Origin of the sequence: Faecalicatena faecalis, from assembly GCF_012524165.2 — a bacterium.
Taxonomy (GTDB): Bacteria; Bacillota; Clostridia; order Lachnospirales; family Lachnospiraceae; genus Faecalicatena_A; species Faecalicatena_A faecalis.
In genome coordinates, this window is record NZ_JABACJ020000002.1 from 343,255 (window position 1) to 356,256 (window position 13,002).

The window sequence follows — 13,002 nt, forward strand, 5'->3', positions numbered from 1 at the left end:
ATGAGTACATATATGCTTGATACTTTAAAACAGATTGCCTCCGCAATGGCGGTACAATTCGGATCTGAATGTGAGGTTGTTATTCATGATTTATCCCGGAGCGCTTCCAACTGCTCAATTGTCCATATTGAAAACGGGCATGTTTCCGGCCGTAAACTGGGCGATGGTCCGTCAAAGGCTATCCTTTCCGCCATCCATCATCACGAGGGACGCCTAAAGGATAAGCTTTCTTATCTTACCAAGACAGATGATGGACACATTCTAAAATCCAGCACCGTCTATATTCATGATGAAGATTTGGTTGTACGTTATATCTTATCCATTAATTATGATGTGACCAATCTCCTTGCCCTGGAAAAATCTATACAGTCTTTAGCCCACTGCCCGGATGAACTTCATTCGGAAGACAGTACAAAAGATCCGAAACATATCACCCATGATGTCAACCAGCTTCTGGACGAGCTGATCGAACAGTCTGTGGCCATGGTCGGAACCCCGCTTCCCCTTATGAGTAAAGAGGAAAAAATAAAAGCGATTAATTTCCTGAATGATGCCGGAGCATTTCTTATTACCAAATCTGGTGATAAGATTGCAAAATACTTCGGCATATCAAAATACACTCTTTACAGCTACGTAGATATTAACAAATAAAGGGGCAGGAGGCGGTGATCAACCGCCGTCTTCTGATCCTTCTGTTTTTCCCTGGTTCTTCGTCATTTTCCTTGATTGCTATCATCCCATTATAAAAGCCTTCCATATATCCGATGATCTATCCCCTTTTCTTCTCATCACACCTATAAAATTCACCCATAGTTGTACTGCTGCCAGCTATGATTAGCAGAGAGCGCGGACACTTTTGGTCCGCTCTCTCTGCTAATCAGAATTTTTCTGCCACTTTTTTATCAACCCAATCACAATAACTGCGACTATAATTCCCAGTGTAATTTTATTACTTAATAAAAAGAGAAAGAGAAATACAAATATCACAAATAATAAAATCAGTAAAAACAAAATTTTCATAACATTATCCCTCCTCGATGAAACAAATCAATTGATCTATGATTCCACTTTCAATGACAGACTTCCTGTGAAGTTGTCGCCTTTCAATACTATAAAATTGTCTCCTGCCGGCATCGTAAAATCGTAGACACCATTTCCGTTTTCTTCTGTAATCTTATGTACTTCTTTCTCCCCGGAAATAATATGGTCCTCCATGCTGCTCAGCCAGTATAAGGTCACTGTGCCGGACTGAATATTAAGTGAATAAGTTGCTTTCAAGGCGTTTCCCTTCTCACGGTCTACCAAAGTGCCTCCGAAAATATATTCTTTTCCATGAAACTGATGATATTCAGCTTCATAGTTCCCCACATAATCATCTACCCCAAGTTCCCGTTTTCCTGTCAGATCCCGATCTTTTGTAATGGAATATTTGCTGATTGATCCAACCCAGTCATTGAACTCATCCTTTATCCCTTCTTTTAGTTCTTCCAGTTCACTTTTTATACCGTCTTTATTATCCTCAAACTCCTTAAGGAGCCCGCTGCCCAGTTCTGAACATCCTGTGAGACATATACTCAGCGACAGCATCAGTAAGAATATTGAAATCCATTTACGCATCATCATCCCTCCTGACAGTCCGTTTCATATCTATACACCATCCTTTCCTGCTCTTTATTTGACTGTATTATATCCAGCCCTTCCCTTGAAATCAACAAATGTGACATATCGTAAATAATGTTACAGTTCTCACACACTATCCGCAAAATCATGTCCCTGGTGCTTTTCATCTTTCATGCGTCCTGAATTCATGGTACTATAGTAGCGAGGTGATTCCATGAAAAAAAATAGTGAAATGTATCAACTTGTTTATGAATATTATGAAACCAGAATTTTACTCGGATTTTATACCTGCCATGATAAACTGCCCTCTATTCCCAAAATCTGTGAAATCTTTCATTTCGCACCGGTTACGGTCCATACGGCCTTATCCCTTTTGGAAAAAAACGGTTACATAAAACTCTCCGCCCGCAGGACAGCAGAGGTTGTTTTTGATGCCAGTCCTGAAATACTGCGTCAGAATGCCTTTGATTATTTCATTGTACGACGTCAGGGTGTCATCCAAATTGCCAAATCCGGTGCTCTTTTATTAGAGCCCCTATGGATAGAAGGCCTGAGAAGATGGAGCGACGAGGAGTGGAGCGCCCTTTTTGAGGGAATTTTGACCTTCCCTCAAACCCCGTTGTCCAGTCCGGTGGAATTTTATCTGTTTGCAATCAACGCACTCAACAACCGACTGGCACTCAATCTCCTTTGGGAAGTCATCCGCTATCTCCGCTTTCCATATCTGGCGAACGGGATGGAAACATTTTCTGAATTACAGGAAATGGACAGCCTGACCAAGGATGAGGCCATCGCGCTCTTCAAAAAAGACGCCAAATCTACTTATCTGTGGACTTCACAGAGGCTCTTTCATTTTCTGGATGAAGCTGCCTTAGAAACGTCCTGCGATACCAAGGAGCAGATTCCTTTCTCCTGGAATATTTACCGGCAGAGGCCCCAGCTGCGTTACTCGCTTTCCTCCCGGCTCATCCGCGAGATCATGCAGGGAAAATATCCAGAGGGCACTTATCTACCGTCCCTTTCCCAAATGGTAAAATTGTATGGAGTTCCCATGATGACAGTGCGCCGTGCCTTGGAAATCCTAGAAGAGTTTGGATTTACAAAGTCTTACCATGGAAAAGGAACGCAAGTCTATATCCGTCCGGTGGAACTCGACTTTACCAAATCTCCTATCCAGGAGGGCTGCAGATTCTATCTCGACAGTCTGCAGATTCTTGCGCTGACCATACGAGGGATTTCCTTTCATACATGGACCCATGCTGCATCTAAAAAAAAGGAGGCTTTACTGGAAAAATTGTCTTTCCTTTTATCTGAAAAAAAGTGCAGCCTCTGTATTGAATCCTGCCTGATCTTCATTGAACAGGAAAGTACGCTTCCTATGGTACAGGAATGCTACACAAGGCTCAGGGAACTTTTGACCTGGGGTTATCCCCTGACGCTGGCAAGATTCAAGAGACAGAACATGGATGAGAAATATGAAACCAGCATTACCAGTATTATCCAATGCCTGACAGAAAAAAGCCCTGAGAAATTCTCTGCTGCCCTGGAAACACTTCTTCTGGAAGAAGAAAAATATTCCCGCCAATTCTGGACCCCCTATATCAACTAATATCCACTTTAGAGGTATCACAATTTGTGGTACCTTTTTTCATTTTATCAACTCTGTTCACATTAGTGTCAAATTTCCTTGTTTTCATCCTGCTTACATGTTACAATGAAAAAAATGAACGGATTTAGCATACGTATAAACACGGATAGGGGAGAATATCATTGAAAGTAAAGCGCATAATCCCTGGTCTTCTGGCATTCCTGATCACAGCAGGAACACTGGGCGGCTGCATGGGCAACAAAAAAGAAACTATGGTGATCGACCTCAATACAAAACCATTGAGCCCAGAGGTTTCCTTGACCTTCTTCGGTTTTAAATATGAAGCGCTCAACGTTATGGCGATTGAGCATACCCTTCATCATTTCATGGATGAATACCCGGCCATCACGATTTCTTACGACGGCATTAAGACCCCGGAATACTTTGAAGTGCTGGAAAAGCGCCTCTCCACCGGCAATGGAAATGATATTTTCATGATCGATCACGAGCGTGTACAAAAGTTTGCAAAGCAAGGATATCTGGCTGATCTATCCGATCTTTCGACCCTGGACAATTTTAGCGGCCTTGCAAAGAGCCAGATGTCTGTCGGCGGTACCATAGATTATCTGCCAACCTCGATCTCCGCCTTCGGACTTTACTGCAACCTTGATCTATTAGAGGAACACGGACAAAAGATTCCTTCCAACCTGTCAGAACTTAAAGATGTATGTGATTATTTTGTTTCCACGGGAATCACTCCCATTGTTGCCAATAATGACATCTCTCTTAAGACCGCAGCTATCGGCATAAGCCTGCTCCCCATCTATCAGCAGGATGATCCGAAAGCTGCCCTCGACCGTTTAAACAGCAGCCCGGATCAACTGGCTCAGACTTTTCGCCCTGGCTTTAAGTTAGTAGAACAAATGCTGCATAAAGGCTGGGTAGACCCGTCGGAAGCGCTTGAAACCTCAAAGACCAAGGATGACCTGGCCCTATTCTCCAAAGGAGAACGCCCTTTTATGCTGACTGGAGCCTGGGCAGTGCCGCGGCTTCGGGATCTGAACCCTGATCTGAACTTTGAAGTGCGTCCCTATCCGATTCTAAGCGATGGCAGTGTCCTTGTCATCAATGTGGACACCCGCATCAGCGTGAATGCTGCCAGTCCTCACCTGGATGAAGCCAAAAAGTTCGTAGAATATCTGACTCAGAGTGATTCCATGTGGGAATTTGTGAACAGCCAGAGCTCTTTCAGCCCTTTAAAGGAAAACCGGCTGGCAGAGGATCAAGCCATCCAGTCCCTCGGACCTTATCTGAACAATGGTTACAGTGTCATTGGTTCCGACGACAATCTGAACTGCCCTCTCTGGGAGATTTCCCGGAAATGTATCCTAGGGATGCTCAATGGCGATGATGCCGACAGAGCAGTATCTCATATGGAAGAATTGATTGCCGAATGGAGTGCAACAAATTAGGAGTGTAGCAAAATGAAGGCTAAATACAAAAACAGAGGATGGTTCCTCATCATCCTTTCCATTATCATCCTCCTTATCAGTGGATTTTTCTATCTTAGGAGCGTACAACGTTCTCTCTGGGAAAAGTCCCTCACAGATATTCTGGAGGTGACCACGCAGGGACGCCATGCATTGGATACCTACATTGAAAAAGACATGGAAATGCTCAGCTTAATCGTCGCAGAAGCTGCTGCCCAAGATCCCCAAAATGAGGAGGCGCTGTCTCAGTGCATGAAATCAAGCGGCACGTCAGATTCCTCTTATATCTGTGTCAACCTGGATTCGGGAATGCTCTACACAGGCTTTTTAAATAGGGGCTATTCTTTGAACGATGAACAGCTTGCCATGCTTTCTGTGCTACAGGGAAAAGGCATCCGGGAGCCATTTCTGGATGGCCGAACCGGTGTCTGGACGCTTGGTTATTATGAAACATTCACCTGGCCTGATGGAACGAAGGGACTGGTTCAAAAAACACAGCCTCTTTCTGAAATCGCAGAGCGCTTTTCCCTCTCCTTTTATAATGATACCGGTTTCTCCTATGTGGTGAATCAGGACGGCGATATCCTCCTGCGTTCCATGCACCGCAACAGTAACCGGACCTTTCACAACCTGTTCGATATCATTGACCTACAGGGCAACGATGCGCAACAGGTCAAAGCCTTTGAATCGGCTCTGAAAGCTGGTAACAGAGGCGTTGCCCGCTTCTGGTATCAGGAAGAAGAATATATTTTCTGTTATGTTCCTATGAAGAACGCACCCGACTGGTATGTTGTATCCATAATCCCCAACCACGTCATCATGGAACAGGCTAACAGCATTGTGAAGGATTCTCAGGTTTTCCTGATTCTGATTCTGGGCGCTTCCGTCGTGATGGCCGCATTTTTCATCCTTTACCGCAATTCCACCCGCCAGATTCTACTGGCAGAGGAAAAAGCCCGCAAGGCCGCAGAAAGCGCTAATATTGCCAAGAGCCGCTTTTTGTCCAACATGTCCCACGATATCCGTACCCCCATGAATGCCGTGCTGGGCATGACAAATCTGGCGTTGGAACACATAGATGAACCTGACAGACTCCAGGGATATTTAGAGAATATCAATGTGTCTGGTCAGCTCTTAGTGGGCCTGATCAACGATATTCTGGATATGTCCAAGATTGAAAGTGGAAAAATGACTTTGAACATTGACACTGCTTCTCTCGATATGGTGCTGGAAAAGATCGTTAAAATCATTCAGCCGACAGCAGCAAAAAAGAATTTAAGTTTTGATATTCAGCTTCATAGAGTTGAGCATAAGACACTCTGTTTTGATGTCCTGCGTCTCAATCAGATCCTGATCAACCTGCTTTCCAATGCAGTGAAGTTTACCCCGGAAAATGGTTCCATCCGCATGGATATCACGGAATCCCCTTCCGAAAAGAAAGACCACGCACATCTGACTTTTTGTATTGCAGATACGGGAATCGGAATGAGCCAGGAATTTAAAGACCATATCTTCGACTCCTTCACAAGAGAACAAAATGACCATGTCAACAAAATCGAAGGCAGCGGCCTTGGAATGGCAATTTCTAAAATGATCGTGGATATGATGGAAGGCACCATCAAAGTGGACAGCGAGGCTGGAAAGGGGACCATCTTTACGGTCGATCTGGATTTCCTTATTCCCGATGAGATACCAATATTCCAGCCATCTGATGAGAAGATTAATCTGTCAGGCAGACACATCCTGCTTGCTGATGACAACGCCATTAATCAGCAAATAGCTTATGAACTGCTGACCGAACTGGGTGCAATCGTCACAACTGCAGATGATGGACTTGTCTGCACACAGGAATTCGAGAACTCCCCTGCCGGCTATTTCGATCTCATTCTGATGGATATTCAAATGCCGAATATGAACGGGTATGAAGCAACAGAAAAAATTCGGGAAATGGACCGCCCGGATGCAGCCCAAATTCCCATCTTCGCCTTGACAGCAGACGCATTTGCAGAAGATATCGCTGCAGCAAAAAAGGCCGGGATGAACAGCCACCTGGCAAAACCACTGGATATCCCGGGAATGATGCGGGAAATTCAGAAATATGTGAAGTAATAAAGGGGCTGTCGCTTTAACGATGATATGCTCCCTTCTAGGTAGACAAGTTATCATACCCACAAACTGCTTTCTACAAGAAAACTGCCAGCGCAGGACAGAATTTCTTCCTCCCAGCTGGCCTTTTTCCTGCTTATCTTCACTTTTACACTTAATCTGTCAATATCCCTTGTTTACATATCTTCTCTTAAGGTCTTAAAATAACCTTTATACAATTATCCTCTTTTTTATCAAAAATACTATAGGCGTGGCTCCCTTCTTCCAAAGAAAGTGTATGGGTTATGATATCTGTCGCATCAAATTCACCTTTTTGAATTTTCTGCAACAATAAATCAACATATCTGGTTGCAGGGCACTGTCCCATTTTTATAGAAACATTCTTGGAAAAGAAGTTTCCAAGAGGAAAATTATTGTATTTATTGCCATATACTCCAATTAACGCGACTGTCCCGGTTTTTCTGATACACTGGGAAGCCATTTCTATCGCTGATTTGGACCCGCCCTGTAATTTGAGCGCAGTTTCAATTTTTTCCACGACCGAGGTTTTTCCGTCCAGCCCGACACAATCAATGACACAGTGAGCTCCGCCATGTGTCATTTCTTTTATATATTCCCCTACCTGTTCGTATTCTTCAAAGTTTAAAGCTTCTACACCATAACTTCTTGCATGTTCCAGACGATATCCTACGCGGTCGACTGCAATGATCCTGCCTGCACCTTTCTGGATACACCACTTGATTGTCATCAGTCCTACCGGTCCGCAGCCTAGTACAACTACGGTGTCTCCTGCCTTAACATTTGCAATTTCCGTTCCCCAATAAGACGTGGGTAGGACATCTGTGACGAATAGAACCTGCTCATCCGTTAATCCCTCCGGTACTTTTTTGGGCCCTACATTGGCATAGGGAACCCTGATGTATTCGGCTTGTCCTCCGGCATAATTTCCGTGATATTTACTATAACCTAATAATCCGCCGGATTCCCCGTAATCATTGGAATGATCACACTGGCTGAATTCTCCCCTGTCGCAGAATTCACAATGCCCGCATGCCACAGGAAAAGGGATCACCACTCTGTCGCCTTTCTTTAAATTTTTAACTTCCTTACCAACCTCTTCGACAATCCCCATTGTCTCGTGACCCAACACATATCCGTCATACATGCCTTTTACTAAACCATGCACTAAATGTAGATCTGATCCGCAAATGGCTGTGGAAGTAACTTTTACAATAATGTCATCTTCCTTTTCAATCCTTGGGTCTTCTACTTTTCTGCATTCCACTTTTTGTATTCCATCGAATACGATCGCCTTCATTGTAATACCTCCTGATGTTGTTTAGAGGTATTATTTGTAGCTGGGGCAAAAATATGCTAAGGAGAGACCATATCGAATCATACTGAATGCGGTGCAGCTACCAGGTAATTTCCTGCGTAAATGCTTTCATCCCTCTTATTTCGGACAAATATATCTTGCTTTTCCCTTACTCTTCTTACCATACTCTATGGCCTCTTTTGGGCAGCGGCAGATACAGGCCATACAGTGAGTGCAGTTATCTCCCCATACCGGCTTTCCCTTTTCAAGACGAATATTGGAAAGGGGACATTGGGTCACACATTTCCCACATGAAATACAGGAATCCAAAGCGTAAAACTTCTTACTATGCACGAACACAGGATAGAATACAGGGTTTATCACCGTACTGCTTATTTTATCCACGATTCCCCTCTTTGGCTCCAAAAATGCTGCACCATTCTTGATACTGGCGGCTGTCTCTTCTATGATTCCTTCCGCATCCTGGATGATCCGCAGTGCTTCTTCCTTTGAAGGCGTCCCGAACATGGCAATATAATTCTCAGGCATGACAATCTCCTGACATCCCATATACCTCATGCCTTTCTCTTCGCATAATATTTTCAAATACTTCCCTGCATTCCCAATACTTCCGCCGCAGGTCAGAATGAAGTAGATCTGCTTATTTCCAGTCAATTTTGTTCTTCTCAGCCATTCTTCTACAATTCTTGGAATTCTCCATGAATAGGTAGGTGCCACAACCACCCAGGGCCTGTCTGAACTCAAATCCGAAAAATCATGCCCACGGATTCTATCAAATAGATTGATTACCTCATCGTCAATCAGCTGCCCGGTTCTCTTTGCAACAAATTCACTGTTTCCTGTTCCTGAAAAATATATAATCATAATTATGAGTCCTTTTCCTTTAGATTTTATATTATTGTGACAGTATCAGTTACACTTATATCTTCTGACTGAATATCAAGAACAGATATCTGCCAGATTTTTATGCAATAAAACCTCATACCAACTTTCTTCTTTACCAATGATTATAACTCAGGACTTCGTCCAAATCCTTCCTTATCTTTCTGCGTGGCTCACCGCTTTTAGCCGGATATCCCACAGTAATGATCAAACGTACCGCCCGCTCCTTAGGAATCCCAAATGCCTGGTGCAGCTTTTCCTGATTCATTGTACCAATCATGCAGGTTCCCAACCCTAACGATGTAGCTTCATAGCATAATCCCATCGCTGCCATCCCAATATCCATTTGTGCAAAATGCTGGGATCCGTAATGTTCTGCAACTCCAGGTTTTAAATGCCCCTCTTCCTCACAGATTAAAATAAAAGCCGGCACTTTTGCTCCCCATGGACATCCAGTCAGTCCATGATCATCAAACGCTTCTACTACTTTTGCATGTGCCTCCGGTTCATCCACGATAATAAAATGCCACGGCTGTGAATTGCAGCCACTTGGAGCCATTCGTGCCACGTCGACCAAATGAGTCAGTAACTCACGCGGCACCTTTTTATTACTGTAAATTCTGCAGCTTTCTCTTGCTGCCTGTAAGTTTTCAAAATCCATGTCATTCTCTCCTTTTCCTGCCAGATTTAAAAATTTTATAGTCATTTTCTCATATTCATTTTGTAAATTAACAGCAGCACTTTTCCGGGGAACAGCCTGCCTTTTTCTTTGCTTTCCCTTCAAAGAAAACACGCAGATTTTCAGGCAGTTCATAACAGCAACAATCCGTCTCCGGTCCGGTAGCAAACATATTTCTAAGAATCGCTTCGGCAAGCATCTGTTTCGGCGGAAGTTCATATAACTTTCCTTCATACTCAAACACACGGCAGTCCACATCCGTCCCGCTGATCTGACTACAGCAGCCGCAACTGGATTCACTCACCTCACTGCATATATCCACACCATTCACCCGGACTGTCGGGGAGGATAAAAACCGATGCTTTACCGCAAGCTGTTCCGTAGAAATCTCAACCTTATGATACTCTATAGAATATCCTGCCAGATTCAAGGCAGGCGTCAATTCCTCAATTACCTCCTCCAATATCTGATCCGTGCCAATACACCGTTCACATACCTGCAGATCCAGAAAAAGATAATCTATCTGCACTGTCTTCCCGGACGAACCGCACTCGGAAGAACTGCACTCGGAAGAACTGCACCCAGATGAACCACACCCACAGGAACAGCCTGCAGATTCTTCTTTTATAATCAGGGTATCCTTCTCTACATTGCAGGGCGGAGTCCACCCCGTATCATCTCCGGCATATACAATCGCCCCTGTCGGGCAAAGATTTCCACACCCATGGCAATGGTTCACACAATTCTCCGGCCGTATTACCACAGGTAACGGAGCCTTAGAAGAATCGAATACCCCATGTGTGCATTGGTTTATACATTTTCCACACTTAATACATCCCGCATAATCAATTACAGGATACCATCTTTCAGCCATAACCTTATTCCTCCTCTAAAATCAAATACAACTGTCTGTTAGTTCACCACATTGTCCACTGGCGTTCATTTTTTTGCGGAAAAAAATAACACTGTGCCAGCTATGTTGGATTCAATCTCAGTAAATCCAGCCGATTCAAAAAATAGCCGAATTTCCTTTTGACTATACACTCTCACATCACCTGTTTTCGTAAATGGATATACCACCGTGTTGGCAAGCCACCGCACCACCGGAGAAAAAAATGGCTCAGCCATAAAAACCTTTCCATTCTTTTTCAAAATCCGCATACATTCATTGGCAAAGGCCTGAGGTGTTTCAAAGTGATGGAATGCACAGGACACCGTTATGAGATCCATACTCTCGTTTTCAAACCCAAGAGGCGCACAGGACCCCACTGCAAATGTGCAGTCCGGATATCTTTCTCTGGCGGCGTTAATCATATTTTCAGAAATATCTATTCCAAACGCATCGACTTTCGCCTTTTTGGAAAGTTCTCCAAGCAAATGCCCATTACCACAGGCAATGTCCAGAATGTGATCTCCGTCTCTGAGCACAGCCTTTTTAATAATCTCTTCTTTATGGGATCTTGTATAATTGCCCTCCGGGGTTGAATCATATTCCCATGCCATCTCGTTATATACACTTCGGGACTGTTCCGTCTTTTTTCCCATATTCCTCCCCCAAAAATTCTATCTCTGTTTCATAATATGTTATCTTTCTATCCAGATTTTCCAGATAATCCGCCCACTTTTTCTGTTCAGCCAGCACTACTTTTCTATGCTCACTCAGAAGTTCCTTACGCTCCCGCATAGTCTCATCGCCCTGATAACGTAAATCAGAATAATGCCGAATGTCCCGCAGGAGCATTCCTGTATCTTTCAGACGTTTGATGAACTTTACCACTTTCTAAAACTTTCTAAAACCCACTAAAAAGTTCTTGACATCGAGTATAGTCTAAGAACTACCCTTTTATAGCAGCTAATTCTATTCTATCAAACACGGAGGTAAAATGATATGGAGAAAACAAAATTTGAAAGAGGTTTGAAGAATTTAAAGAAAATTGACGGTGCTGGCGGCGAAGCCGTAATCCAATCACTTAAAGACATCGCACCAGATTTGGGAAACTATATTGTTGAATTCGCATTTGGCGACATCTATGCAAGAGAAGGCCTGTCTTTACAGGAACGTGAAATCATTACCCTTGCCAGCCTTCTCACTGCCGGTGGATACGAAGCGCAGCTGGATGTCCATATTGCAGCAGCACTGCACGTTGGGATTCCGTTTGAGAAAATCATAGAAACTTTTTTGCAGTGTATTCCCTATACTGGTTTTCAAAGATGCTGAATGCATTGGCTGCTGCCAGGAAATTTCTTGCATAGTAACGTCGGCGGCAGATTTTCCGAGCTGCTGCAATACACAGAACAGGATTTCCATAAATACCGTATCATTGCTGACAACCGTTTCTGCTTGATAAAGCTTAAATTAACCAATAAAACAATGACTGGAAACAGACATACTCCTAAAACACTTGGGATTGAACGAAGGAAAATGAGCATTCCGTCAATGTCTTACCGGCATGGTAAATCCACCCAGAGCCCGGTTGATAAAATCATTGAACGGCTTCATCTGCAAAAACCGCTCGCTTGCGAAATCAACGAAGGCCGGCAAATCGCTAAATATGCTGTCCTCTACCGGGTACTCAATGAACCAGCTCTTGTGTTTTAGGTATTTTGCCACAGCACAGTCGGCGGGATATTCCTTCGGTACGTTTTTCAGGGAGTTACCACGTACCTCGAAATGTTCCACAAACTCCGGCTCTTCCACGATACTGAGAAATTCCTCCTGATGCTGGTAAATATACTCTCTGATCATACTTGTAGCGTCCTTAAACATATCAGCAAAGAGTCCCCCGCCTAAAAACGAGCGGCTTTGGGGCTGGATCATCAGGAAGTAGCCAACCGGAACAGGCTGTTTTCCCCCGGCAGCAATATGCGCACGAAACGCAGGGGTATAAGGGGACTTGTCGTGGCTGAACCGTGTGTCCCTCACCAATCTAAACGTCAAATCCTTGGGTACGTTGTGCAGAATGCTGCCGTCCGTTTCACCGATTTTAAAAATCAACTCCTGAACCAGTGCTTCAAACTGTGCGTTGGCCTCCTGATATTCGGTTTTGTGGGCATGATACCACTCGCGGTTGTTGTTCGCCGCAAGCCCTGTGAGATAATCAAACATTGCATTCATTTTTCTTCCTCCTAAGCTTTTTTCTTCTACTTAATTAGACAAGCTTAAGCATTGCCGTGTGACAGCAAATGCAAATTTTACACTCTAAATTTGTTACAGCAAAAATACAAATACTCTTTTACTGATATACCATTCGCCGTATCGCTTGCCAGCCTCGTATTTACCAGCTCTTTTACCTCTGGTTCC

Annotated in this window: 13 protein-coding genes; 5 read left to right on the forward strand and 8 right to left on the reverse strand. The window is 43.8% G+C overall.

The genetic code is table 11. The features are described 5' to 3' along the window. Window positions 1-651 (forward strand): helix-turn-helix transcriptional regulator, encoded by a 651-nt coding sequence (locus HGO97_RS04195; protein ID WP_216239756.1) that lies wholly within the window; start codon window positions 1-3, stop codon window positions 649-651. Window positions 652-1,056: 405 nt separating this feature from the next. Here the strand turns inward: HGO97_RS04195 and HGO97_RS04200 are convergent, their stop codons facing one another. Continuing rightward, window positions 1,057-1,623, reverse strand: a complete 567-nt coding sequence (locus HGO97_RS04200) for a hypothetical protein (protein WP_216239758.1) — start codon at window positions 1,621-1,623, stop codon at window positions 1,057-1,059. A gap of 211 nt (window positions 1,624-1,834) precedes the next feature. On the opposite strand from HGO97_RS04200, the gene HGO97_RS04205 reads away from it, so the two are divergent. The 3 genes from HGO97_RS04205 to HGO97_RS04215 all read left to right on the forward strand — a co-directional run bounded on the left by HGO97_RS04205 (window position 1,835) and on the right by HGO97_RS04215 (window position 6,807). Next, window positions 1,835-3,229, forward strand: a complete 1,395-nt coding sequence (locus HGO97_RS04205) for a GntR family transcriptional regulator (RefSeq protein ID WP_216239760.1) — start codon at window positions 1,835-1,837, stop codon at window positions 3,227-3,229. 161 nt (window positions 3,230-3,390) lie between these two features. Next, window positions 3,391-4,680, forward strand: coding sequence for an ABC transporter substrate-binding protein (locus HGO97_RS04210; RefSeq protein ID WP_246597287.1), 1,290 nt, complete (start codon window positions 3,391-3,393; stop codon window positions 4,678-4,680). 12 nt (window positions 4,681-4,692) lie between these two features. Beyond that, the gene (locus HGO97_RS04215) at window positions 4,693-6,807 is read left to right on the forward strand and encodes a hybrid sensor histidine kinase/response regulator (protein WP_216239761.1); all 2,115 of its coding nucleotides are present in this window, start codon (window positions 4,693-4,695) and stop codon (window positions 6,805-6,807) included. 187 nt (window positions 6,808-6,994) lie between these two features. On the opposite strand, the gene HGO97_RS04220 is transcribed toward HGO97_RS04215, so the two are convergent. The 6 genes from HGO97_RS04220 to HGO97_RS04245 form a co-directional block, all read right to left on the reverse strand. Further along, window positions 6,995-8,122 carry a zinc-dependent alcohol dehydrogenase gene (locus HGO97_RS04220; RefSeq protein WP_216239763.1) on the reverse strand — a complete coding sequence of 376 codons (1,128 nt, stop codon included), beginning with the start codon at window positions 8,120-8,122 and terminating at the stop codon, window positions 6,995-6,997. Between the two features lie 135 nt (window positions 8,123-8,257). After that, window positions 8,258-9,004 carry an EFR1 family ferrodoxin gene (locus HGO97_RS04225; protein WP_216239766.1) on the reverse strand — a complete coding sequence of 249 codons (747 nt, stop codon included), beginning with the start codon at window positions 9,002-9,004 and terminating at the stop codon, window positions 8,258-8,260. A gap of 133 nt (window positions 9,005-9,137) precedes the next feature. Next, window positions 9,138-9,683 (reverse strand): nitroreductase family protein, encoded by a 546-nt coding sequence (locus HGO97_RS04230; RefSeq protein ID WP_216239768.1) that lies wholly within the window; start codon window positions 9,681-9,683, stop codon window positions 9,138-9,140. A 67-nt stretch (window positions 9,684-9,750) separates the two neighbouring features. After that, window positions 9,751-10,575: a DUF2703 domain-containing protein gene (locus HGO97_RS04235; protein ID WP_216239770.1), complete on the reverse strand. Its 825-nt coding sequence runs from the start codon at window positions 10,573-10,575 to the stop codon at window positions 9,751-9,753. A gap of 65 nt (window positions 10,576-10,640) precedes the next feature. Further along, window positions 10,641-11,246, reverse strand: coding sequence for a class I SAM-dependent methyltransferase (locus HGO97_RS04240; protein WP_216239772.1), 606 nt, complete (start codon window positions 11,244-11,246; stop codon window positions 10,641-10,643). Continuing rightward, window positions 11,209-11,478: a MerR family DNA-binding protein gene (locus HGO97_RS04245; protein ID WP_330654170.1), complete on the reverse strand. Its 270-nt coding sequence runs from the start codon at window positions 11,476-11,478 to the stop codon at window positions 11,209-11,211. Before HGO97_RS04245 ends, HGO97_RS04240 begins: the two co-directional genes overlap by 38 nt. A 111-nt stretch (window positions 11,479-11,589) precedes the next feature. Between HGO97_RS04245 and HGO97_RS04250 the strand changes: the two genes are divergently transcribed. Beyond that, entirely contained in the window at window positions 11,590-11,919 is a 330-nt protein-coding gene (locus tag HGO97_RS04250; protein ID WP_246597288.1) for a carboxymuconolactone decarboxylase family protein, read from the forward strand. 216 nt (window positions 11,920-12,135) lie between these two features. Here the strand turns inward: HGO97_RS04250 and HGO97_RS04255 are convergent, their stop codons facing one another. Then, complete coding sequence (locus HGO97_RS04255) at window positions 12,136-12,816, reverse strand: DUF2461 domain-containing protein (RefSeq protein ID WP_216239774.1); 681 nt, start codon at window positions 12,814-12,816, stop codon at window positions 12,136-12,138. Window positions 12,817-13,002 lie beyond the last annotated feature (186 nt).

Coding starts and splice junctions, on each gene's coding strand:
- HGO97_RS04195 (WP_216239756.1), top strand. CDS start 1: ATGAGTACATATATGCTTGATACTTTAAAACAGATTGCCTCCGCAATG.
- HGO97_RS04200 (WP_216239758.1), bottom strand. CDS start 1,623: ATGATGATGCGTAAATGGATTTCAATATTCTTACTGATGCTGTCGCTG.
- HGO97_RS04205 (WP_216239760.1), top strand. CDS start 1,835: ATGAAAAAAAATAGTGAAATGTATCAACTTGTTTATGAATATTATGAA.
- HGO97_RS04215 (WP_216239761.1), top strand. CDS start 4,693: ATGAAGGCTAAATACAAAAACAGAGGATGGTTCCTCATCATCCTTTCC.
- HGO97_RS04220 (WP_216239763.1), bottom strand. CDS start 8,122: ATGAAGGCGATCGTATTCGATGGAATACAAAAAGTGGAATGCAGAAAA.
- HGO97_RS04225 (WP_216239766.1), bottom strand. CDS start 9,004: ATGATTATATATTTTTCAGGAACAGGAAACAGTGAATTTGTTGCAAAG.
- HGO97_RS04230 (WP_216239768.1), bottom strand. CDS start 9,683: ATGGATTTTGAAAACTTACAGGCAGCAAGAGAAAGCTGCAGAATTTAC.
- HGO97_RS04235 (WP_216239770.1), bottom strand. CDS start 10,575: ATGGCTGAAAGATGGTATCCTGTAATTGATTATGCGGGATGTATTAAG.
- HGO97_RS04240 (WP_216239772.1), bottom strand. CDS start 11,246: ATGGGAAAAAAGACGGAACAGTCCCGAAGTGTATATAACGAGATGGCA.
- HGO97_RS04250 (WP_246597288.1), top strand. CDS start 11,590: ATGGAGAAAACAAAATTTGAAAGAGGTTTGAAGAATTTAAAGAAAATT.
- HGO97_RS04255 (WP_216239774.1), bottom strand. CDS start 12,816: ATGAATGCAATGTTTGATTATCTCACAGGGCTTGCGGCGAACAACAAC.